The sequence below is a fragment of the Congregibacter litoralis KT71 genome, assembly GCF_000153125.2.
Lineage (GTDB): Bacteria > Pseudomonadota > Gammaproteobacteria > Pseudomonadales > Halieaceae > Congregibacter > Congregibacter litoralis.
Genome location: NZ_CM002299.1, coordinates 393,306 through 414,166, shown reverse-complemented (window position 1 = coordinate 414,166; position 20,861 = coordinate 393,306). Strand labels below are relative to the sequence as shown.

Genomic DNA, 20,861 nt, shown 5'->3' with positions numbered 1-20,861 from the left:
AGCTGCTGCTAGCAAGCAATAGTGCTCCTCCACAGGGGAAAATCTTAGTCATCGCAGATTTTTCAACGAGCTTATGCGTACTTGAACCAGCTTTTTGCCTACCTAAACCAAACTTATGCCCCTACCCACAGTTATCGAGCGGAGCCACGAGCGCCAAAGCGCTTCTTGAATCGATCTACACGACCGCCGCTGTCTACGATCTTCTGCTTGCCGGTGAAAAACGGGTGGCAGTTAGAGCAAACGTCGATATTGAAGTCCTGACCCAACGTCGAGCGGGTCTGGATCGTATTGCCACAGCTACAGGTCGCTTTCACGTCCTCGTAACGGGGATGAATTTCAGCTTTCATGATGTATCTCCAGTATGTTGATGCCGCCACCCGAACCCACACAGACTGCTTCGTAAGAGCAGCTCGCGCTATGCCAGGCACCGCATCCGGGAGTCACCTGCTGCCGGGCGCTAAGCACCAGGGGCAGGCAAACGGGGCGCGGAGTTTAGCAGAATCAGCGCTTGGCGCAATACAGTCCGAAGGGCGATAAAAAAGCGGCGCAGATTCCGCCGTGGAGCGGCCGGGCCTTTGCTATGCTCTCGCCCCATCGTGACCCAAAGCAAAAAGCCTGCGGTGCTTCGCGTGGCGGCCCCCGTGCCCCTGCGAAGACCTTTCGATTATCTCGCACCCGAGAGCCAGAACCCGGACCGCCTGAGACCGGGGATTCGCCTGCGCGTACCCTTCGGAAAACGGGAGATCACGGCAATCCTTCTGGAGGTAGCTGCAGAAGCCAGCGTGAATGCGGAGCAGCTTAGACCCGCACTTGATGTGCTGGATGACAAGCCCCTGCTAACCCCCGGCATCATGGCGCTGTGTAAGTGGTCTTCAGACTACTACCAACACCCTGTGGGTGAGGTCTTCAGCGCGGCGATTCCCAAGGCGTTGCGCGAGGGTCGCGGCCTGTCCGAGACCCACTGGCGTCTCACCACCGAGGGTAAAGGCTTACCTGAGGGTGCCCTCAGCCGCGCCAAGTCACAGGCCAAAGCGCTGGCGCTGCTCCAGACCGGCGAGCAATTGCCGGAAGTTCTCAAGAACGCAGGTATTTCTGGCGCAGTGCTCCGGGAGCTCACTGCCAAGGGGCTCGTTGAGCGCTGTCGAATCACCACGAGCCTGCCCAGTGCAGCCCTGAAAGAAAATGGCCCGCCCCTAAGTGAAGAGCAGGGATCGGCCGTGGCGGCGGTGGAATGGGATAGCTTTAGCTGTCACCTCCTCCAGGGCGTTACCGGCAGCGGCAAGACCGAGGTTTATCTGCGGCTGATTGCGGCTTGCCTGGACCGCGGCGAGCAGGCTCTGGTGCTGATTCCCGAGATCGGGCTCACCCCGCAGACGGTCAAACGCTTCGAAGCGCGATTCCAATCCCCCGTGGCAGTACTCCACTCAGGCTTGTCCGATGGTCAACGTTTCGCCGCCTGGCAGGCTGCCCAGTCCGGGACCGCGGGCATTGTCATGGGCACGCGCTCAGCGATATTCACGCCCCTCGCCCGACCGGGCCTCATCATCGTTGATGAGGAGCACGACGGGTCCTACAAGCAGCAGGATGGCTTTCGCTACGCCGCACGGGACGTGGCGGTCAAACGAGCACAGCTCGAAGGCTGCCCGGTGATGCTCGGCAGTGCCACACCTTCGCTGGAGTCCCTGGAGAATGCTCGTAGAGAACGCTATCGGCACCATTTTCTGCGAGGCCGCCAGGGGGGCGGCGAGCTGCCCATGCTCCAGACCGTGGACCTTCGAGGCCTGCAACTTAACGCCGGCATCAGCGATTACCTCATGGCGGCGATCCGCGAGACCGTCGAGGCACAAAAACGTCAGGCGCTGCTCTTTCTCAATCGCAGGGGTTTTGCTCCCACCTTGCAGTGTCACAGCTGTGGCTGGGTCGCCGGCTGCGATCATTGCGACGCGCGACTTACAGTTCACCTGCGCAAACGCTGCCTCCGCTGTCATCACTGCGCAGCGCAGCGGGCCCTGCCAGCGCAATGCCCCGATTGCGGGGGCACCGCACTTCTAACCCATGGCCTGGGCACGGAACAGACCGAGGAATTTCTCCGCAACGTGCTCTCCTGTCCTGTCCATCGGGTAGACAGTGATGCCATGCGCGGCGTGGACGCCATGCAATCGCTCCTTGAGGTGGCTCACAGCGAAGAACCCTGTGTGATCCTGGGAACGCAGATGCTTACCAAGGGACACCACTTTCCCGCGGTCCAGCTCGTCGGTGTGATTGATGCCGATGCCCTGCTCTACAGCGCTGATTTTCGAGGCGAAGAGCGCATGGCCCAGCTAGTGGTCCAGGTGGCGGGACGAGCTGGGCGGGAGTCTGCCGGAGGCAAAGTCCTGATACAGACCCACTATCCCGACGATCCGCTTTTTGAAGCCCTGCGCCACGGCCATTTTGAATCCATTACCCGATCCCTGCTGGATAAGCGCAGGGCCTCAGGACTCCCGCCCTACGGCCAACTGATGCTCTTGCGCAGCGATGCCCGAAATGAGCGCGATGGCGAAGCCTTTCTGCGCGCGGTGCAAAAAGAGGTCACGGGGTTTTTACCCCCGGATTGCCAGCTCATTGGCCCCCTCCCCTCTGCCATGCCGCGCCGGGCGGGGCGTTTTCGCTGGCAGCTTTGGTGCCTGAGCGCTTCGCGGGGAAGCGCCATGGCCGCGGCCAGGCTGCTGGTTGAGCGCGCCGAAGGCCTGAGAAAGTCACGGGAGCTGAGCTGGTTTATTGACGTTGATCCCAGCGATGTTGTGTAGAAACGCCGGCGCTTAGAGAAATAGTCGCCGCGACCGCTGTGATAAATCTCCATCGTGGCCGAGCAAAGACGACGGCAAATCTGGCAAAGGGGGTAACGAAGCGGGATAATGATCCCGCGCGCCAATCACGGCGCATCATTTACGGAACCACAACATGAAAGACACCGTTGCCGCGCTGCTCAGCGAGGCACTGACAACTATTATCACCGCTCGCCAGGCCGACATCACTGCACCCGAGGTTCAGGTGGAGCGGACCCGGGATGCTGCCCACGGCGACCTTGCCAGTAATATTGCGCTGGCTTCGGCCAAGCTTCTGAAAATGCCTCCCCGGGAGCTGGCCCAGACTATCTGCGACGCCCTTCCCGAAAACACCGTTATCGATCGCACGGTCATCGCGGGCCCCGGTTTCATTAACTTTTTTCTGTCCAAAGACAGTCAGGCCGCAGCGCTGTTGCAGGTACTCAGCGAGGGCCCTCGCTATGGACACAATGACTCGGGTGCGGGTCGCAAGGTGCAGGTAGAGTTTGTCTCCGCCAATCCCACCGGTCCCTTACATGTAGGCCATGGTCGGGGCGCCGCGGTGGGCGACAGCCTCGCCCGAATACTCAATGCCTGCGGCTGGGAAGTGGTCCGGGAGTTCTACTACAACGACGCTGGTGCGCAGATTAACAACCTCGCTTTGTCTGTGCAGGCGCGCTGCAAGGGTCTGACTCCACAGGACGCGACCTGGCCCGAAGACAGCTATCGCGGCGACTACATTGCCGAGCTTGCGCAGGCTTACCTGGCGGGAGAGAGCGTAGAAGCCACTGACAAGTCTGTCACAGCGACCGGTGATGCGGAGGACCTCGACGCCATTCGTGAATTCGCGGTTGCCTGGCTTCGCAGGGAGCAGGACCTTGATCTGCAAAGCTTTGGCGTGGCTTTTGATGTGTTCTTCCTCGAGTCATCGCTCTACGAGTCGGGCGAGGTGGCCACCACCGTCGATCGTTTGGTGGAGAGTGGCAACACCTACAGCAACGACGACGCCCTGTGGCTGCGCACCACAGATTTCGGGGATGACAAAGATCGCGTCATGCGTAAAAAGGATGGCGGTTACACCTACTTCCTGCCGGACGTGGCCTATCACCTGAACAAATGGCGCCGGGGTTTTGAGCGCGTGATCAACGAGCAAGGCGCTGATCATCACAGCACTGTGACCCGGGTGCGCGCGGGGCTGCAGGCCTTGAAAGAAGGAATTCCTGAGGGCTGGCCCGAGTACGTACTCCACCAGATGGTCACGGTGATGCGTGACGGGCAGGAGGTCAAACTCTCCAAGCGCGCCGGCAGCTACCTCACCCTTCGCGACCTCATTAACGAAGTCGGCCGGGATGCCACCCGTTACTTCCTGGTGGCGCGCTCGCCCAACTCCCAACTGACCTTCGATATTGACCTGGCGTTGTCCCAGTCCAACGATAACCCGGTTTTTTATATCCAGTATGCCCACGCCCGGGTGTGCAGCGTCCGTCGCAAGTTTGTGGAAGCCGAGCTGTCCCTGGAACTGAACCCTGAAACCTTGTCTCTGGAGCGCCTTATTGAGCCGCAGGAAGTAGAGGTGCTCAAGCAGCTTGCCCGTTTTCCCGAAATTGTGACCCGGGCCGGAACCAGTGCCGAACCTCAACAGATCGCCAATTATCTTCGCGATCTGGCCGGGGAGTTCCACGCTTACTACAACGCCCATAAGGTACTCATCGACGACGCAGAGCTTCGAACTGCCCGCCTTGCGCTGACCACTGCCGTGGGGCAGGTTATTGCCAACGGTCTGGACCTGTTGGGCGTCTCAGCCCCCGAGAGCATGTAAGCACTCATGGCAAAAACCCCGAATAGAAGAAGCAGTCGCGGAGCGAGTCGTCACAACCAAACCACCGAGAATCACGGTGGTTTGCGCTGGTATGGGGCCGGCGTGGCGACCGGCCTGTTTCTCGCCTTTTTGCTGTATCTCGTTACTCTGCCACCGGAGGGCGGGGCCGAGCCCGAGCTTGCCGCCACTGCTCGGGCGAGCAATCCTGAGCCGGAGTACGAGTTTTTTGAGGTCCTTCCCAACCAGGAAATCACCGTCGACGTGGATCCGGCGGACCTCCCCAAGCCGCGAAGCGCGAGCACCGGGAAGCAATTTTTGCTCCAGGCCGGTTCCTTCCGCCAGGCTGCTGATGCCGACCGCCGTCGTGGTGAGCTGTTACTTTTGGGCCTCAATCCCAGGGTAGAAGATACCCAGGGCGATACCGGCCGCTGGTTTCGCGTGGTTCTGGGGCCCTTTGAAAGCCGCTCTGCCATGGCCAAAGCACGAAGTCTCACCGCCCAGCAGGATATCGATACCCTGCTTATCCAACGGGATCGAGGTTAAAAGAGACGCCTCCCCCTGGCTTTCTCCCCACGTACCCGCTGCCAGAGCGCTTGAACTTCCGGACCGCGCCCCCATAACGGTAGTTCGTAAGCGAAGGAAAACACCGTGGAACAATTCAGAGGTACCACCATCCTGTGTGTACGCCGGGGCAACAGCGTTGTGGTCGGCGGCGACGGCCAGGTCTCCATGGGCAACACCATTATGAAAGGCAACGCACGCAAAGTACGTCGTCTTTACAAGGATCAGGTGCTTGCGGGTTTTGCAGGGGGCACCGCCGACGCCTTTACCCTGTTTGAACTCTTTGAAGCACAACTTGAAAAACACAGCGGCCAGCTGGTCCGTGCGGCGGTAGAGCTTGCAAAAGCCTGGCGCACGGAACGCTCATTGAGGCAGCTTGAAGCCCTTTTGGCTGTCGCCGACAAAGAGACCTCCCTCGTTATCTCCGGAAACGGCGATGTTATTGAGCCCGAGAACAATCTCATTGCCATCGGGTCCGGAGGCTCTTTCGCCCAGGCAGCTGCCATGGCGCTGCTGGATAACACCGAACTCAGCGCCCGCGAAGTCGTGGAGAAAGGTCTCGGCATTGCTGCCGATATCTGTATCTACACCAACCAGCAGCGCACCATCGAACAGCTCGACTTCTGATCGTCGACTTATCATCGCATTCAAGCCGGACCCAAAACATGTCGAATATGACTCCCCGAGAGATTGTCCACGAGCTGGACAAGCACATCATTGGTCAGCAGGACGCCAAGCGCGCCGTCGCTAACGCCCTACGCAGCCGCTGGCGCCGCATGCAGGTGGAAGAGACCCTGCGCGCGGAAATTACCCCCAAGAACATATTGATGATCGGACCTACCGGCGTTGGTAAAACGGAAATCGCCCGGCGTCTGGCCAAGCTGGCCAACGCGCCCTTTGTCAAAGTGGAAGCGACCAAGTTTACCGAAGTAGGCTATGTTGGCCGCGATGTTGAATCCATCATCCGTGACCTTGTGGAGATGGCGGTGAAGATGCTCCGCGAGCAGGCCATGGAAAAAATGCGCTTTCGGGCTGAAGAGGCCGCCGAAGAGCGCATTCTGGATATCCTGCTCCCCGGTGCCCGCGATGCGAAGGGCGACGCCGCCAGCCAGGGTGACGGTACGCGCCAGCTGCTGCGCAAAAAGCTCCGCGAGGGCGACCTCGACGAAAAAGAGATCGATTTGGAAATCAGCACCCCCAGTAACGTGGAGATCAGCGCGCCGCCGGGCATGGAAGAGATGACCAACCAGCTTCAAAGCATGTTTTCGAACATGTCCCGTTCCCAACCCAAAAGCCGTCGCATGCCTATCAAGGCCGCCTTTGCCGCGCTCTGCGACGAAGAGGCCGCCAAGCTGGTCAACGAAGACGAGATCAAACAGCAGGCGGTGCAGGCGGCGGAACAAAACGGCATCGTCTTTATCGATGAACTGGACAAGGTCGCCAAGCGGGGCGAAACCGCGGGTGCCGATGTATCCCGGGAAGGGGTGCAGCGGGATCTTCTGCCGCTTATCGAAGGATGCACCGTGAGCACCAAGTACGGCATGCTCAAAACGGATCACATTCTGTTTATTGCCTCCGGCGCCTTTCACCTATCCAAGCCTTCGGACCTCATCCCCGAACTCCAGGGTCGCCTGCCAATCCGCGTGGAGCTTGCGGCGCTGTCCCCCGAAGACTTCAGACGCATACTCGTAGAGCCCGATGCGGCGCTCACCCGGCAATACAGTGCACTGTTGGGCACCGAGGGCATGTCTTTGGAGTTTACCGAAGACGGTATTGAGCGCATCGCAGAGCTGGCCTGGCAGCTTAACGAGAGTACCGAAAACATCGGTGCCCGACGTCTGCACACGGTCATGGAACGCTTGCTGGAAGACGCCTCCTTCAAGGCCGCCGACGATGGTCTCAGCGGTAGCGTGCTGGCCGTAGATGCTGCCTATGTAGATGCGCAGCTGTCCGATCTGGCGATGGATGAAGATCTGTCCAAGTTCATCCTGTAATCGAGAACCTATGAGCGACGCCCCCCGCCCCACGAACCTGCGCCTGCGAAAAAAATCGCGGGTGTTGGAGCTTGAGTACGCCGAAAAGCGCTACAGCCTGAGTTGGGAGTATCTGCGAGTCTACTCGCCTTCGGCAGAGGTGCGGGGGCATCACCCTTCCCAGGCTGTTCTGCAAACAGGCAAGCGTGACGTCGCGATCAATGACCTTAAGCCTGTAGGGCATTACGCCCTGCAGCTGATATTTGACGATGGCCACGACAGCGGCCTGTATACCTGGGATTATCTCTATCGCCTGTGCACCCAGGAATCAGCGCTTTGGCAGGCCTATCTTGATGATCTTACGGAGGCAGGCGCGTCCCGGGATCCGGATACTCAGGTCCTGCATTTCGAGCCCTGAAGGATATTGGTTCTCAGGCTATTTCGAAGAGTCTCACCACCTCTGAACCGGGCAACGGCTATTTCCAGATAGAGCGCCTCCATCAGCAGACAGTGCTATTCGAGAAACTACCGCTCGCATCTGCGAAAGCGATTCCTGCCGATATCACAGACCACCTCAAGGCGGACGGTCGAGAAGAGCAAAATCAGATCGTTTGTAGGGCCGCTATGAGCCAAGAGCTGACTTCAACCCACTCCTGAATAGCTACAGCTCGGCCATCTGGTACGAAACAACCTTGGCGGCCCCGGTCTCACTGCTGCGCCCGACTTCCCTGAAACCGAAGCGGGCATGGAATGCATGCGATGCGGGATTGGGCGGCGACACATTGATTTCACAACACAGAACGACGTCGCCTCGCCTCTTTGCGAAGTCGATGAGGTCACCGTAAAGCGCACTTCCAACGCCGCTTCCCGCGTGGGCCGGGTCGATCACGATACGATCTACGTAAAGGAAATTACTGTGCCGATCTACAAACCACCGAAAGTTGGCGCCGTCGTAATCTGACGCATCGCTCATCACAAGCAGGAACCCAATGACTTGATCTCCCACGACGGCAACTCTGTGATATTCAGACCAGGAATGCAGTTGGGTGATCCTCGCTATATCAATCCGGCTGGTCTTGTCTTCCTCGCTCGCGTTGATTCTCAGGATGCATTGAAAATCATTGATCTTTGCTTCTCGAATTAACAATTTGACGCGCCCGTGCCTGTGAAAAACTTGAAGTTTGCTCTACTAACTCCTGGTGAGCAAAGCACGAGACGGTTCGTTTTTGATCGAAAACGGCCGGTTTAGCACCCTGAGCGCAAATGACTGTTTTTGGGAGGTCTAAAAAGTCCTGACGCTTCGCTGTTGCTGACAGTCTCAGATGTCGAAAACGCTCATTCGCCCAAGAAGCTGTAAACCACCTAAATCAGGCGGAAGCGACCCTCCCTGCTACTTCCTTTAACATCTCAAAAGCGACGATGTTTGGTGGCGACGGGGACTGCCATTGAGGCCCGCTTTGAGGCCGCCGCTGCCGCTGAGGATCACTGACTGGGAGCCGCAGTAGCTCCGGCCAGTATCCCGCCATCAACGGTCAGTTCAATACCTGTCAGGTATTTTGCTTCATCACTGGCAAGGTATAACGCGGCGTATGCCACATCCATAACATCGCCCATTTTCTTCATAGGTATATCTGCTTCGACAGCTCGGATCGCCACCGCTCTTGCTTCGCCTTCACCCAGCATGGCATCCCACATGGGAGTCATAATTGCCGCTGGATGAATTGAATTACACCGGATGTTGTAAGCCTGTGAGGCGCAGTATAGAGCTACTGTCTTTGTATGGTTTCTTACCGCCGCTTTACTTGATGCGTATGCAGCCGCACCGGGGATACCAACAATTCCAGAACGAGAAGAAATGTTGACGATACTGGCCGCTCTGGATTTTTTGGCCATTTTTATCGCATATTTACACCCCAGTGCTACACCGTCGAGATTGGTGGCGTGCACCGTGTGCCAGCTTGCGAGGTCTAAATTCTCTGGGTCGTGTGGACCCACAGCTTCAAGGAACCCTGTAATGCCTGCGTTGTTCACGACAATGTCTACCTTACCGAACTTATCAAGCAATTCCTGCGCTATATGCGCCCACTGCTGTTCATCCGAGACATCGAGGTGACGATATAGACTGTCTCCTCCTAACTGCGACGTTTCCTTTTCACCCAATTCATCGTTGATATCGGACAGAATGACTGTGGCGCCTTCTTTAGCAAACAACTGCGCTACGGCCAGCCCAATACCTCGCGCAGCACCCGTTACAAGCGCCACCTTATCGGGAAGTCTTTTCACAATCATGAATCCTATGTTGGTTAGCGCAATGTACGCATGGGCGAACGGAAGCGGACGTTCGACATATTATCCCACGGGTCCCAAAGTAGGCGGGAGCGGTCTTTAGCAGAAGAATCCGACTTGACGCAGGGTCCAAAGTTGCACAGTCTCCCAAAACTTTAACTAAAGATGCTGTGGAGCGACGAAGGTTCATGACCGAGGGTTTGCAGGCCAACTACATGGTAGCGGTTGCGGAGCAGATATCCTTTGTTTCAGCGTTTCTTGGTGGCGTATCGGCCACTATTCTCTTCAGTGTGATCATTTTCACTTCGGACAAACGCGTAGTTGCATTTCTAATTGCAATTTCCGCATTTTCAGCATGCAGCCTCTTGGTTTCCGTAATTTCCGCCTGGAGACTGACAATTGGTCTGCACCCCGATCTTCCGTTTACCCCGGACCCCAAAAAAATCGAAGTGCTTTGGAGTTTCTTGATCGCTGGCTATGGACTGGGTGTTAACAGCCTGATCCTTGGTATTGGACTTTCTGGATGGGTCCGCTCGTATCGAACTGGAGCGATCACGTCAGCCATTGCAGGGCTGTCGATTCTGTTCTTTGCCACTACCAGCATTTACTAACGACCAAACGTAAACCCTAAGAACACGTTCCAATGACTATTACTAGATTCCCGAACGATGGCTCGCCGCCCAGCCTGAAGCGTTAACGGCCGGTAAGGGGACGGTCTTTAGCAATGGTCCAATACACCTCAAGGCGGCCGGTCGGCGAAGGTCAAATCACGTGGTTTTTAGTACTTCTTTCTGCCAGAAGCGTCGATGCGGACGCTTGAGTGTGTACAGAAATGAGAATGCTACATACTTACCTTAAGCGCACCACAGCTACTGGTTTGCCTATGCCTTCTACCAGCATCCTATGAGTGCCGGACGAGAAAAAGATAGTGACCTCAGCCATGTAAGAGTAGTGGTAGTGGTAAAGATACTCGGTCTGTTGCCACACCTGGCCATTGGAAAGCTTAACGATGGTGTCACCTTCAAACCCCTCGAACTCGCCGTCTATCGTACTTCTGATAATTGAGCTTGCTGAGCTTTCTTCGTTTATAGCTTCGCTTCCTTCAATAAATGCAGAGATACATCCTTCTATGAACGACTCTGATTTACCCCCGCACTGAGATGCAGATGAAAGTTTGTTTTTTAACGCCCACGTATAACCAGCTATGTGTCCGCTGCAGTCATCGGTGCATATGTATCCTCTGAAGAAATTAGTCTTACGGGAATCAGAAAGCGCTGATTTAGGAGGCGAGATACCGGACGCTATCAGTGCCAGTTGACCTTGGTCAGTAAGCGCCAAAACCGTTTCGCCACTCATATCTGCAACTGTGCCCGCAAAATCACCGCTTTCACTTAAAAATACAGCACTGCTTCCTGCTGGGGAGAAATACAGCCTTTCACCCTCGACAGAGAAAAAGTTCAGTACACCTGCATCTGAGAAAACATAATATCCGGCAAAGTAATTGACCTCACCGCGGGAAACGAGGAGTCGTTGGCTCCCGCTTTTTCCGTTGTCGTAATTGTTCTTGGAGTTGTCGTAGTTGTTCGGCGAATTGTCGTAGTTGCTGACGGAGTTGTCATAATTACTCACAGAGTTGTCATAGTTGCTAGGTGAGTTGTCGTAGTTTCTGGGGCTTAACTCGTATGGGAGTGAGGACTCTTCGACGAAATGGATACCCAAGTCTGCATTTGCGTTTGCCACCATCATCAGCCAGCTGACTAACAGTGTCCTAACTATCGCGATGATGTAATTCATGAGGATAGTCTGTTCCAGCCTAAGTTTTGCCGTGGATGACTTATGAAGTATACATAGTGCATGCAATGGCCGTTCTGGGTCGGAAGCAGTCAACGCGTTGGTCTGGACCTAACGTCTCAAAATAGGTGCGAATTCAATTGATCAGTGCAACACCCTGTTATTTTCACTAAAACTGGGAGTGTTGCGATATGCCTCGAAGGATCAATCGAAAGTACACCGATGAAGAGCGATCCAAAATCTGGGATCGATACAAAGTGGGTGATTCGGTTAAGTCGATTGCCCGGTCACATCATCGAACCTCATCGTCTATCCACGGATACCTTTCGCGTACTGGCGGAATTCGTCCACCGGTAAGAAAGCGACCTGATCAATCCCTGTCGCTGGGTGAACGGGAGGAAATCTCCAGAGGTATCGTTGCCGGCCTCCCCATTAGAACGATCGCCAAAGATCTAGGACGCGCCCCTTCAACAATTAGCCGAGAGATCAACAGGAATGGGGGCGCAGACGCGTATCGAGCCACTCTCGCCGACAAGAATGCGTGGGCTCGAGCGCTACGCCCCAAAGTCTGTAGACTGGTTTTGAACCGGCCGCTTTGTCAGCAAGTTGAGACCAAGCTTCGGATCAAGTGGTCACCTCAGCAGATAGCGGGATGGTTGAAGCGAGAGTATCCAGGAGACGAATGGAATCAGGTGTCGCACGAAACGATTTATCGCAGTCTCTTCATACAAGCCCGTGGAGCACTTAAAAAGGAGCTTCAGGAGTACCTTCGATCGAAGCGCCATATCCGTCGCGCACGAACCTCCACCCTCAAAGATGATGGCCTTGGCGGCATTGCAGGTGCTATCTCCATCAGCGAGAGGCCGGCCGCGGTGGAGGACCGCGCTGTCCCCGGACATTGGGAAGGCGATCTGATTGAGGGTTCAAACAAGACGTGTGTGGCTACGCTTGTTGAACGTCATACTCGCTATGTGATGTTGGCAAAGATCGATAAAAAGGATAGCGAGACCGTTGTTAATGCGCTGATTAAGCAATCAAGACAGCTACCGAGTGAGCTTTATCAGTCGTTGACGTGGGATCGCGGAACAGAAATGAGCAAGCATCACCGATTCACGCTGGAGACGGACATCAAGGTCTACTTCTGTGATCCCAAGAGTCCGTGGCAACGAGGATCAAACGAAAACACCAATCGTTTGCTGCGCGAATACCTGCCCAAATACACCGACCTATCGATTTACTCACAGTCTGAGTTGGACTGGGTAGCGAGGCAGCTAAACGAACGCCCAAGAAAAACGTTGGAGTATGAAACGCCGGCAGCTAGATTTAATGCGTGTGTTGCATCGACCGGTTGAATTCGCAGGCGAAAGCGGTCGTTATGACAGGATGGGGAAAGCATCGACAGACTTAATGATCGGCCTTAAGTCTTCGTTCGGTGCGATTCCGATACAGCACGGGTTTCTGTCGCCAAAACTTAAGAAAGCACGTTTTGACGCGACCACGGTGAGAACCTGATGTTGCGCGCTAAAGACTATTCATCTCGGGCTACTGGTTCCGGCCTACTCTTCCCAGCCAAAGGTTTTGGCAAAGCCGTCGTCCATCAGGGTCTGGATAATTTCTTTCGTTGCCTCGGCATCATTTATCCGTGGAAACGGCTCCCCGGGAACATCAACCTCGAGAAATGCGCACAGCGGCTCCCAGCCCTGAACAACCTCAAAGCACAGTAAACGCTCCTCAGGAATCAGGGCTTTTACGGCTTCCACATGCTCGTGATAACGGCGCAGAAGATGCTCTCTGTCATGCATGCGCCCATCAAAGTAATCATTGATGGTGGCCTTCATATAGCCCCCGGCCTCAGAAGCTGGCAACCAGTCTATCCAGGGTTTGGAGAAAATCGTCTCCTGGGTGGAATCGAACCAGCGATCCGGGTCGCGCATGTTCAAAAGAACCTTGGCGTCGGGAAAATGCCCGGCAATCGCTGCAAACTGCGTACAGGCAGGGAAATCCACCGTCGCCGCAAAGCCGTCAAAAATACGATCCCAGTCAGCATTACCGGCGGCGGCCTGTTCCCACAGGGACCAGTGTTCCGGCCCCCTGGGGAAGCACTCCACCATGTGATAGCAGGGGCCAAAACCCAGCATCTCCAAAGCTGCCTTTGTGGACATAGTACCCGTGCGGCCAAAGCCAGCGCCTATTACCTGTAGTGACATCTGTGGACCTCATTCTGACTCAGGAGATTTAATGCCGGAAGAGGCCCCTTCAGCTTCTGCCGACCACCGACGAACAAGCACTGCTTATCGCCACACTACAAGCTACAATGCGCCCTCGCAATTGGGATGCAGAGCATGAGCGAAGAAGACACAACACACTTTGGCTACCGGGACGTCAAGACCGAAGAGAAAGCGGGCTTGGTCCGCGGCGTCTTTGATTCCGTGGCCAGCCGCTACGACGTGATGAACGACCTCATGTCCGCCGGCGTTCACCGGATATGGAAACGCTTCACCATCGAACTCTCCGGCGTTCGCCGGGGTAATCGCGTGCTGGATATCGCAGGCGGCACAGGAGACCTGGCCGCCAAATTTGCGCCCATGGTGGGCGACGAGGGCGAGGTGGTGCTGGCCGATATCAACGCGAGCATGTTACGGGTGGGCCGTGACCGGCTGATTGATAACGGTATTCGCGGCAACCTTCACTACGTGCAGGCGGACGCCCAGTATCTGCCCTTCCCCGACAATCATTTCGACTGCATCACCATCGCCTTCGGTCTTCGCAACGTCACCGACAAAGACAAGGCCCTACGCTCCATGCTGCGAATTCTTAAACCCGGCGGTCGCCTGCTGGTGCTGGAGTTCTCCAAGCCCCGCAACCCGCTGCTTAGCCGCGCCTACGATGCCTACTCTTTTAGTGTTCTGCCCTTTATGGGCAAGCTGGTAGCCGGGGATTCCGAGAGCTATCAATACCTCGCCGAATCTATTCGCATGCACCCGGACCAGGAAACGCTCCGGCAGATGATGGAAGACGCAGGCTTTGCCCGCTGCGATTACCACGACATGACCGGCGGCGTGGTCGCCGTGCACCGCGGCGTTAAAGACTGACCATGAACGACATCCGCATGCCCACGATCCATACCGCTGGACTGGCCGCTACCGAAGCGGCCGCCAATGCGGCATTGCGTTTGTCACCCCACAGTGTCGAGGCACTTAAACCGATTGCCGGCCGCGTGCTGGCCCTGGAATGCACCAAGCCATCCATAACGCTCTACCTGCACAGCGAAAGCAACGGAGAGCTGCGCTTCCGGGGCGTACACGATGGCCCCGTGACCACCCGCGTTACAGGAACGGCCCAGGATTTTATCGCCCTGGCCCAGGCCGACGATCCCGCCGCCGCGCTCATCAACGGCGGCATACAGCTGGAGGGCAACAGCAGCACGCTCATCGACATGCAGCGTGTATTTAACGACCTGGATATCGACTGGGAAGCTCCCCTGGTAGCGGGGCTGGGAGATGTCGCCGGCCATCAACTGGCGAGCATGCTTAGCGCGGCGTTCCACTGGTCCCGGCAGTCCGGCGAGAACCTGAGACGCCAGCTAGAGGAGTTCGCCCTGGAGGAAGCGGGTATTGCCCCGCCAAAACTCGCCCTTGAGCATTTCTACGAGGATGTTCAGCAACTTCGGGAACGGAGCGAGCGCCTGGAGCAACGGGTTGAGCGCCTGCGATTGCGTTTAGAGCGGTTACGCCCCGCCTGATGTCCAGTCTCCTGCGCAGTATTGAAATTATCCGGGTAGTCGGTCGCTATCGGCTGGATGAACTGCTCCCGGAGCAGGCACGACACCCCGTACTCACGCCACTCCTCAGACTGAATCCCTGGCGCCTTCAGGGCAACACGGCAAAACGGGGCGAGCGCCTGCGTCGCGCCCTGGAAGATCTCGGCCCCGTATTTATCAAATTCGGACAAATGCTCTCGACGCGAAGGGATTTGCTCCCAGAGGACATTGCCGACGAGCTGGCGCTTCTTCAGGATCAGGTAAGCCCCTTTGATGCAGACATCGCCAGGAACATCATAGAGACCGCCCTTGGCGGCAGCGTAGACACCCTTTTTGAACGCTTCGATCGCGAACCTCTGGCATCTGCCTCCGTGGCTCAGGTGCACAGTGCGCGTACCCGGGAAGGACGGGAGGTGGTGGTTAAGGTCATCCGTCCGGACATTGAGCCCGTTATTCGCAAAGATATGGCTCTCCTGGCGCGTATTGCGCGATTCGTAGAGCGCTGGCTGAAAGAGGGCCGGCGCCTGCGTCCGGTAGATGTGGTCCGGGATTATCGGCAGACGATCCTCGACGAGCTGGATCTCGGTCGCGAGGCCGCCAATGCCTCACAGCTTCGGCGTAACTTCTCTGATGGCAGTCTTGTGTATGTGCCGGAAGTTTTCTGGGATTACACCCGGCGCAACGTCATGGTCATGGAGCGTATTTACGGCATCCCGGTCACCGATCTGGACACGCTCCGCGCAAAAAACGTGGATCTGAAAGTCCTCGGGGAGCGCGGCGTCGAGATTTTCTTTACCCAGGTGTTTCGCGACAGCTTTTTCCATGCGGATATGCATCCGGGCAATATTTTTGTCGACGCCTCCGATCCTGGGGATCCCCGCTACATCGCCATCGATTGCGCCATTATCGGCTCCCTCAGCGAAGACGATCAGTACTATCTTGCGCGCAATCTCCTGGCGATTTTCCGCCGGGACTATCACGAAGTTGCACAGCTCCACGTGGAATGCGGCTGGGTGCCTCCGAGTACACGGGTCCAGGACTTTGAATCCGCCATGCGCGCGGTCTGCGAGCCGGTGTTTGAACGTCCCATCGCAGAGATTTCCTTCGGGCAGCTGCTGGTCTACCTGTTTCAGACTGCCGCGCGCTTCGACATGGAGGTGCAGCCGTCCCTGGTGCTCCTGCAAAAGACCCTTCTCAATATCGAAGGGCTGGGAAGACAGCTGTATCCCCAGCTGAATCTCTGGGACACGGCCATGCCGTTCCTGGAAAAGTGGGTGGCGGAGCGCTACTCGCCCCAAAGCATGATCAAACGCCTGCAGCAGCACGCTCCCGGCTGGCTCGAGCAGCTTCCGCAGCTACCCGAGGCCGTCATGGAAGGCCTTCAGGGGCAGCGCGATACCCAGCGGCGGGCCGAGCAGCTCATCGCCGCGGAGCGCGAGCTTCGGCGAAAGGAGGATGCCCGGGCGCGTCGGCGCTACCTCGCGGCCATGGTCTGCATCATCGCCGCGGGCGCCGCACTTCCTCCCGTTCGCAGCATGCTGGAGCAGGCACCCCCCGTCAGCTGGGTGTTGCTCGCCGTGGCCGCCGGCCTCGCCTGGCCGGGCCAAAGCGTCTAAAACGCGGCAGAGAATCCCGGTTGTGCGATAATCTGCGCCCTATGGATCAGACAACAACAAGGCACTATCTGGAGGAGGTTCGCTGGAACGCGGATGGCCTCGTGCCCGCCATCGCCAGAGACTGGAACACGGGCAAGGTACTGATGATGGCGTGGATGAACGCCGATTCTCTTCGCTGTACCGTAGACGAGGGCCGCGCCGTGTACTGGTCCCGATCTCGCCAGGCCCTGTGGCGCAAAGGGGAAAGTTCCGGAAACACGCAGCAGGTCAAAAGCCTGCGCCTGGACTGCGATGGCGACACCCTGTTATTGGAGGTCGAACAAGTAGGCGGCATGGCCTGCCACACGGGCCGGGAGCACTGTTTTTATCGCGAGCTCATCGACGGCAAGTGGCAGACCGTAGAGGCGGTTCTCAAAGATCCTGAAGAAATTTATGCAACAAAACGCTGATACGGACGTATTACAAGCGCTGGATGCCGTTCTTCAGGCGCGCAAGGAAGCCACGGGAGACAGTTCCTACGTGGCCAGCCTTTATGAAAAGGGTCTGAACAAGATTCTTGAGAAAGTCGGAGAGGAAGCATCGGAAGTCATTATTGCAGCCAAAGACTGTGATGGTGAGCAGGGACAGGAAGCCCTCCTCGGCGAAATCGCCGACCTCTGGTTTCACAGCATGGTCCTGCTCGCCCAACAGGGGCTTTCATCGGGGCAGGTACTGGCAATTTTACAGGAGCGTTTTGGCCTCTCGGGTCACGAAGAGAAGGCTTCACGCAGTTAAACAGGCATTTCGCAGTCATGCAGACTGCGCAACACCGGAAACACAATCGCAGACGGCGGCAGCCGCAGCGATAAAAGGAGAGAGTCATGGGATTGGGTGGAATCAGCATTTGGCAGTTACTCATCATTCTGGCCATTGTGGTCATGCTGTTTGGTACCAAGCGTTTACGCAGCCTGGGATCAGATCTCGGCAGTGCGGTAAAAGGTTTCCGCAGCAGCATGCAGGACGAGGGCGAGAATGAGGGCGACAAGAAAACCGACGAAAGGGACGAGCCCGAGGTCAGTGATGCCGCCAAAAACAAGAGCGACGTCTAGGCACCGCACACCGCTCTCCCGCGCTTGCTAAAGCAGTAAACAGCTATGTTCGATATCGGTTTTGCCGAATTACTCATCATCGGCGTCGTCGCGCTCATCGTTGTGGGCCCGGAGCGGCTCCCCGATGCCGTGCGCACTGCAAGCGCCTGGCTCAATCGCCTGCGCCGGGGCTTTAACGACATCAAGCAGGAGGTCCAACAGGAGCTTCACAACGATGCGGTCATGAAAGACCTCAAGGCCCTGAAGGACAGCAGCGAAGAGCTGCGCCGGGAGACGCAGAGCCTCGGTTCAGACTTCAAGAGCAGCTTTAGCGCCTCAAAGAATGACAGCAGCGACCCGACGATCGCGGCACCTGCTGATACCAGCGGCGACAGCGGAAACACCCGGAACAAGCAAAGCAGCGCAGCCGAAGAAAGCGGTGCACCCGAATCAAGCGAAGGGGACGACCAAGCCTCTCCCATAATGGATCGCAAAGCCGGTGACTGATACGGATACACCCCTGCCGCTTATTGCCCATCTCACGGAGCTCAGGGACAGGCTGCTGCGCGCCATCCTCGCGGTGCTGCTGGTCTTCATTGTGCTCTTCCCCTTCGCCAATGAAATCTACGCCTTTGTGTCCCAGCCCCTGCGGGAGCTGTTGCCGGAAAACGCCAGCATGATCGCCACGGACGTGGCCTCACCGTTCCTCACCCCCTTCAAGCTGACGCTGTTCACTGCCCTGTTTATCGCCATTCCCTACGTGCTGTTTCAGATCTGGTCGTTTATTGCGCCGGGAATGTACAGCCAGGAGAAGCGCTTTGCTCTGCCCGTGCTCGCCAGTTCCGTGTTGCTGTTTTACTGCGGCGCGGCTTTTGCGTATTTCGTGGTCTTCCCGCTGATTTTTGCTTTCTTCACCAGCGTTGGACCCACAGATGTCGCCATCATGACGGACATCAACCGCTATTTGGATTTTGTTCTGAAGCTGTTCTTTGCCTTCGGTCTGGCCTTTGAGATACCCATCGCGGCACTCATCGCCATCTGGGCGGGGATCACCACACCGGAAGATCTGGGCCGTAAACGCCCCTACATCATTGTGGGCTGCTTCGTCTTCGGCATGCTCCTCACGCCCCCGGATGTGATCTCCCAGGCCCTCCTCGCGATCCCTATGTGGCTCCTCTTCGAAGCCGGCGTCATCGCAGGCCGTCTGCTCATCAAGCGCAAAGCTGAGTCCTGAGTACCCCCGCATCCCTTGAGAAGGCCCGCAGGGGCGATACACTGTCTCCGCTCTTAACTTTCGGATGATGACCATGCCCCGATATCTCCTGGCGCTGATCGCCTGTTGCTTTCTGTCCCTCTCCGTATCGAACCCCCTCTTTGCGCAGGACGACAGCGCTGAGAGCGAAGAGAGTAAAGCGGTGGTAGAGACCCCGGCGGAAGAGCCGGCGCCGGAAGCCGAGGCCGATGCGGGAACCATGCGGGAGATTCTGGAATCGGAAAAAAGGGCCGAAGAAGTCATCCGCGAGAAGGTGGCTGAGCTGGAGGGGAACGAGGAGCTGCCGCGCACTCCGCTTCAGCTGATTGTGCTCATGGCCGATGCCTCGGGGCGCAAAGACTGGGAGCAGGCAGCCAGCTATCTGGACATGCGCTACCTACCGGAGGACATGGCAGACTGGACCGCCCTGGATCTTATGGACGCTCTGCGGGTTTTATGGAACCAGCAGAACATCATCGACATCACCAGCATGAGCGATGAGCCCGAGGGCAAGCTCGATGATGGCCTCCCCCCCTATCGCGACCTCGTGGGCATGATCCGCAGGGATAATGGTGAAGAAGTGCCCATTTACCTGCAGCGTATCCCTGATGGTGCGGGGGGCAAAATCTGGAAAATCTCCAATGCCAGCGTCGCGGAGATTCCGTCCCTGTGGCAGGACCTTGGCTACGGCCCTGTCGCCGTGTGGCTGGAACGGCACCTGCCGGATTATCGCTTTGCAGGACTGGAAAGCTGGCAGCTGATCACGGGGATCGTCTTCCTGGTAGCAGCCTGGTACATCGCCATGCTCGCCAGCTACCTCCTGATGCGCATCGCGCTCCTGGTCCCCAACCGATTTCCCCTGGGCATTGAGAGCTTTTTTCAGGGCTCCCTGCGTTTCTTCCTGTTCCTGGTTATTTTCCGTCTTCTTATGGATCAACTGGCGCTGTCCCTGGCGGCGCGGGTCTATCTCAACTCCTCCGGTGTGGGTTACATCGCCTTTACGATTTTGCTCCTCGGGGTGATCTCCCTCATCCGGGATTACAACATCCGGCGCCTGGAGCGCGCGGGAAATCGCCAGTATGTGGCGCTGCTCAAACCCTTCACCACCATCGTCAAGATCGTTGCGATGCTCATCGTCGCCCTGGTGTGGGCAGAAAGGGCCGGCTACAACATGTCCACCATCATCGCGGGTCTCGGCGTAGGGTCCCTGGCCGTGGCCCTGGCGGCACAGAAGACCCTGGAAAACGTGATCGGAGCCATCACGCTTTACTCGGCGCGCCCTGTGAATCCCGGAGATCTCTGTCGCTTTGGCAACATCGTGGGTGTTGTAGAGGAAATCGGCCTTCGCTCCACCATGATTCGCACCCTGAACCGCACCATGCTGGCGGTGCCCAACGCGGTGTTTTCATCGGTAGAAGTTGAAAACTTCAGCCATCGGGATCGCATCCGCTACTACCAGCATATTGAGTTACAGATGACTACGGCGGATCAGCTCCGGGTAATTCTCGGTCGCCTCCGGGAGCTTTTCCTATCCCATGCTGATGCCATGCAGGAGACCGTCAGTGTGCGCCTGGAGAAAGTCGCCGCGGCGACGGCGGTGATCCGTATCGACGTCGGTATTCGAACAACAGACTATCAGCGCTTTTTAGCAGTCGCGGAGGATCTGAATCTGCGCATGATTGAACTGGTGCACGACGCGGGTGCCATTTTCAGTGGCCCGGGACAGGTCCTCCAGCTGCGGGATTTTTATCGCGCCTCGGACGACACGCTGGCAGACGTAAAGTCCCAACTTGAAAACTGGAAAGGGGAAGAAAAGCTTCCCTTCCCCGACTACACCGCCGCCGAGAAAGCGGCCCTGCAAGGCGCCATCGAGCTGCCAAACCGTGAGGACAAATCCTGAACACCGAAGGTTCCAAACCCAGGAACAGC

General features: G+C 57.1%; 22 protein-coding genes. 17 read left to right on the top strand and 5 right to left on the bottom strand.

What is annotated here, in order from left to right; genetic code table 11:
* Positions 1 to 131: 131 nt before the first annotated feature.
* The gene (gene rpmE / locus KT71_RS01960) at positions 132 to 347 is read right to left on the bottom strand and encodes a 50S ribosomal protein L31 (RefSeq protein WP_008293178.1); all 216 of its coding nucleotides are present in this window, start codon (positions 345 to 347) and stop codon (positions 132 to 134) included.
* 249 nt (positions 348 to 596) lie between these two features.
* Here rpmE and KT71_RS01955 point away from each other — a divergent pair, with 249 nt between their 5' ends.
* The 6 genes from KT71_RS01955 to KT71_RS01930 all read left to right on the top strand — a co-directional run bounded on the left by KT71_RS01955 (position 597) and on the right by KT71_RS01930 (position 7,578).
* Complete coding sequence (locus tag KT71_RS01955) at positions 597 to 2,789, top strand: primosomal protein N' (protein ID WP_008293179.1); 2,193 nt, start codon at positions 597 to 599, stop codon at positions 2,787 to 2,789.
* Between the two features lie 154 nt (positions 2,790 to 2,943).
* Positions 2,944 to 4,626, top strand: a complete 1,683-nt coding sequence (argS, locus tag KT71_RS01950; RefSeq protein WP_008293180.1) for an arginine--tRNA ligase — start codon at positions 2,944 to 2,946, stop codon at positions 4,624 to 4,626.
* Between the two features lie 6 nt (positions 4,627 to 4,632).
* Entirely contained in the window at positions 4,633 to 5,169 is a 537-nt protein-coding gene (locus tag KT71_RS01945) for an SPOR domain-containing protein (protein WP_023659809.1), read from the top strand.
* A gap of 105 nt (positions 5,170 to 5,274) precedes the next feature.
* Positions 5,275 to 5,814: an ATP-dependent protease subunit HslV gene (hslV, locus tag KT71_RS01940; protein WP_008293182.1), complete on the top strand. Its 540-nt coding sequence runs from the start codon at positions 5,275 to 5,277 to the stop codon at positions 5,812 to 5,814.
* Positions 5,815 to 5,852: 38 nt separating this feature from the next.
* The gene (gene hslU / locus KT71_RS01935; RefSeq protein WP_008293184.1) at positions 5,853 to 7,181 is read left to right on the top strand and encodes an ATP-dependent protease ATPase subunit HslU; all 1,329 of its coding nucleotides are present in this window, start codon (positions 5,853 to 5,855) and stop codon (positions 7,179 to 7,181) included.
* A gap of 10 nt (positions 7,182 to 7,191) precedes the next feature.
* On the top strand, positions 7,192 to 7,578 hold the full coding sequence (locus tag KT71_RS01930) for a gamma-butyrobetaine hydroxylase family protein (RefSeq protein ID WP_008293185.1): 387 nt from the start codon (positions 7,192 to 7,194) through the stop codon (positions 7,576 to 7,578).
* 243 nt (positions 7,579 to 7,821) lie between these two features.
* Here KT71_RS01930 and KT71_RS01925 read toward each other — a convergent pair whose 3' ends face one another.
* A complete protein-coding gene (locus KT71_RS01925) occupies positions 7,822 to 8,307 on the bottom strand; it encodes a GNAT family N-acetyltransferase (protein ID WP_008293186.1) in 486 nt (161 codons plus the stop codon).
* A 335-nt stretch (positions 8,308 to 8,642) separates the two neighbouring features.
* Positions 8,643 to 9,449: an SDR family oxidoreductase gene (locus KT71_RS01920; protein ID WP_008293187.1), complete on the bottom strand. Its 807-nt coding sequence runs from the start codon at positions 9,447 to 9,449 to the stop codon at positions 8,643 to 8,645.
* A gap of 185 nt (positions 9,450 to 9,634) precedes the next feature.
* On the opposite strand from KT71_RS01920, the gene KT71_RS01915 reads away from it, so the two are divergent.
* Positions 9,635 to 10,057, top strand: coding sequence for a hypothetical protein (locus KT71_RS01915; RefSeq protein ID WP_008293188.1), 423 nt, complete (start codon positions 9,635 to 9,637; stop codon positions 10,055 to 10,057).
* Between the two features lie 238 nt (positions 10,058 to 10,295).
* Here KT71_RS01915 and KT71_RS20820 read toward each other — a convergent pair whose 3' ends face one another.
* Positions 10,296 to 11,240, bottom strand: a complete 945-nt coding sequence (locus KT71_RS20820; RefSeq protein ID WP_008293189.1) for a hypothetical protein — start codon at positions 11,238 to 11,240, stop codon at positions 10,296 to 10,298.
* A 188-nt stretch (positions 11,241 to 11,428) separates the two neighbouring features.
* Here KT71_RS20820 and KT71_RS01900 point away from each other — a divergent pair, with 188 nt between their 5' ends.
* Entirely contained in the window at positions 11,429 to 12,589 is a 1,161-nt protein-coding gene (locus tag KT71_RS01900) for an IS30 family transposase (RefSeq protein WP_008293190.1), read from the top strand.
* A 204-nt stretch (positions 12,590 to 12,793) separates the two neighbouring features.
* Here KT71_RS01900 and KT71_RS01895 read toward each other — a convergent pair whose 3' ends face one another.
* The gene (locus tag KT71_RS01895) at positions 12,794 to 13,444 is read right to left on the bottom strand and encodes a sulfotransferase family protein (protein ID WP_023659807.1); all 651 of its coding nucleotides are present in this window, start codon (positions 13,442 to 13,444) and stop codon (positions 12,794 to 12,796) included.
* Positions 13,445 to 13,579: 135 nt separating this feature from the next.
* On the opposite strand from KT71_RS01895, the gene ubiE reads away from it, so the two are divergent.
* From ubiE to KT71_RS01850, 9 genes are all read left to right on the top strand, one after another.
* Positions 13,580 to 14,329: a bifunctional demethylmenaquinone methyltransferase/2-methoxy-6-polyprenyl-1,4-benzoquinol methylase UbiE gene (gene ubiE, locus KT71_RS01890; protein ID WP_023659806.1), complete on the top strand. Its 750-nt coding sequence runs from the start codon at positions 13,580 to 13,582 to the stop codon at positions 14,327 to 14,329.
* A 2-nt stretch (positions 14,330 to 14,331) separates the two neighbouring features.
* Positions 14,332 to 14,979: a ubiquinone biosynthesis accessory factor UbiJ gene (locus tag KT71_RS01885; RefSeq protein WP_008293193.1), complete on the top strand. Its 648-nt coding sequence runs from the start codon at positions 14,332 to 14,334 to the stop codon at positions 14,977 to 14,979.
* Positions 14,979 to 16,613 carry a ubiquinone biosynthesis regulatory protein kinase UbiB gene (gene ubiB, locus KT71_RS01880; protein ID WP_008293194.1) on the top strand — a complete coding sequence of 545 codons (1,635 nt, stop codon included), beginning with the start codon at positions 14,979 to 14,981 and terminating at the stop codon, positions 16,611 to 16,613. Before KT71_RS01885 ends, ubiB begins: the two co-directional genes overlap by 1 nt.
* A 41-nt stretch (positions 16,614 to 16,654) precedes the next feature.
* Positions 16,655 to 17,062 (top strand): phosphoribosyl-AMP cyclohydrolase, encoded by a 408-nt coding sequence (gene hisI, locus KT71_RS01875; protein ID WP_008293195.1) that lies wholly within the window; start codon positions 16,655 to 16,657, stop codon positions 17,060 to 17,062.
* Positions 17,046 to 17,387, top strand: coding sequence for a phosphoribosyl-ATP diphosphatase (locus tag KT71_RS01870; protein ID WP_008293196.1), 342 nt, complete (start codon positions 17,046 to 17,048; stop codon positions 17,385 to 17,387). Before hisI ends, KT71_RS01870 begins: the two co-directional genes overlap by 17 nt.
* 86 nt (positions 17,388 to 17,473) lie before the next feature.
* On the top strand, positions 17,474 to 17,701 hold the full coding sequence (gene tatA, locus KT71_RS01865; RefSeq protein ID WP_008293197.1) for a twin-arginine translocase TatA/TatE family subunit: 228 nt from the start codon (positions 17,474 to 17,476) through the stop codon (positions 17,699 to 17,701).
* Between the two features lie 45 nt (positions 17,702 to 17,746).
* Complete coding sequence (gene tatB / locus KT71_RS19965; protein ID WP_008293198.1) at positions 17,747 to 18,187, top strand: Sec-independent protein translocase protein TatB; 441 nt, start codon at positions 17,747 to 17,749, stop codon at positions 18,185 to 18,187.
* On the top strand, positions 18,180 to 18,914 hold the full coding sequence (gene tatC / locus KT71_RS01855; protein ID WP_008293199.1) for a twin-arginine translocase subunit TatC: 735 nt from the start codon (positions 18,180 to 18,182) through the stop codon (positions 18,912 to 18,914). The genes tatB and tatC overlap by 8 nt, the downstream gene beginning before the upstream one ends.
* A gap of 73 nt (positions 18,915 to 18,987) precedes the next feature.
* Positions 18,988 to 20,832, top strand: a complete 1,845-nt coding sequence (locus tag KT71_RS01850) for a mechanosensitive ion channel family protein (protein WP_023659805.1) — start codon at positions 18,988 to 18,990, stop codon at positions 20,830 to 20,832.
* Positions 20,833 to 20,861 lie beyond the last annotated feature (29 nt).

Excerpts from the sequence above, each read along its gene's own strand:
- rpmE (WP_008293178.1), bottom strand. The coding sequence starts at position 347 with ATGAAAGCTGAAATTCATCCCCGTTACGAGGACGTGAAAGCGACCTGT.
- argS (WP_008293180.1), top strand. The coding sequence starts at position 2,944 with ATGAAAGACACCGTTGCCGCGCTGCTCAGCGAGGCACTGACAACTATT.
- KT71_RS01945 (WP_023659809.1), top strand. The coding sequence starts at position 4,633 with ATGGCAAAAACCCCGAATAGAAGAAGCAGTCGCGGAGCGAGTCGTCAC.
- hslU (WP_008293184.1), top strand. The coding sequence starts at position 5,853 with ATGTCGAATATGACTCCCCGAGAGATTGTCCACGAGCTGGACAAGCAC.
- KT71_RS01930 (WP_008293185.1), top strand. The coding sequence starts at position 7,192 with ATGAGCGACGCCCCCCGCCCCACGAACCTGCGCCTGCGAAAAAAATCG.
- KT71_RS01920 (WP_008293187.1), bottom strand. The coding sequence starts at position 9,449 with ATGATTGTGAAAAGACTTCCCGATAAGGTGGCGCTTGTAACGGGTGCT.
- KT71_RS01915 (WP_008293188.1), top strand. The coding sequence starts at position 9,635 with ATGACCGAGGGTTTGCAGGCCAACTACATGGTAGCGGTTGCGGAGCAG.
- KT71_RS20820 (WP_008293189.1), bottom strand. The coding sequence starts at position 11,240 with ATGAATTACATCATCGCGATAGTTAGGACACTGTTAGTCAGCTGGCTG.
- KT71_RS01900 (WP_008293190.1), top strand. The coding sequence starts at position 11,429 with ATGCCTCGAAGGATCAATCGAAAGTACACCGATGAAGAGCGATCCAAA.
- KT71_RS01895 (WP_023659807.1), bottom strand. The coding sequence starts at position 13,444 with ATGTCACTACAGGTAATAGGCGCTGGCTTTGGCCGCACGGGTACTATG.
- ubiE (WP_023659806.1), top strand. The coding sequence starts at position 13,580 with ATGAGCGAAGAAGACACAACACACTTTGGCTACCGGGACGTCAAGACC.
- KT71_RS01885 (WP_008293193.1), top strand. The coding sequence starts at position 14,332 with ATGAACGACATCCGCATGCCCACGATCCATACCGCTGGACTGGCCGCT.
- ubiB (WP_008293194.1), top strand. The coding sequence starts at position 14,979 with ATGTCCAGTCTCCTGCGCAGTATTGAAATTATCCGGGTAGTCGGTCGC.
- hisI (WP_008293195.1), top strand. The coding sequence starts at position 16,655 with ATGGATCAGACAACAACAAGGCACTATCTGGAGGAGGTTCGCTGGAAC.
- KT71_RS01870 (WP_008293196.1), top strand. The coding sequence starts at position 17,046 with ATGCAACAAAACGCTGATACGGACGTATTACAAGCGCTGGATGCCGTT.
- tatA (WP_008293197.1), top strand. The coding sequence starts at position 17,474 with ATGGGATTGGGTGGAATCAGCATTTGGCAGTTACTCATCATTCTGGCC.
- tatB (WP_008293198.1), top strand. The coding sequence starts at position 17,747 with ATGTTCGATATCGGTTTTGCCGAATTACTCATCATCGGCGTCGTCGCG.
- KT71_RS01850 (WP_023659805.1), top strand. The coding sequence starts at position 18,988 with ATGCCCCGATATCTCCTGGCGCTGATCGCCTGTTGCTTTCTGTCCCTC.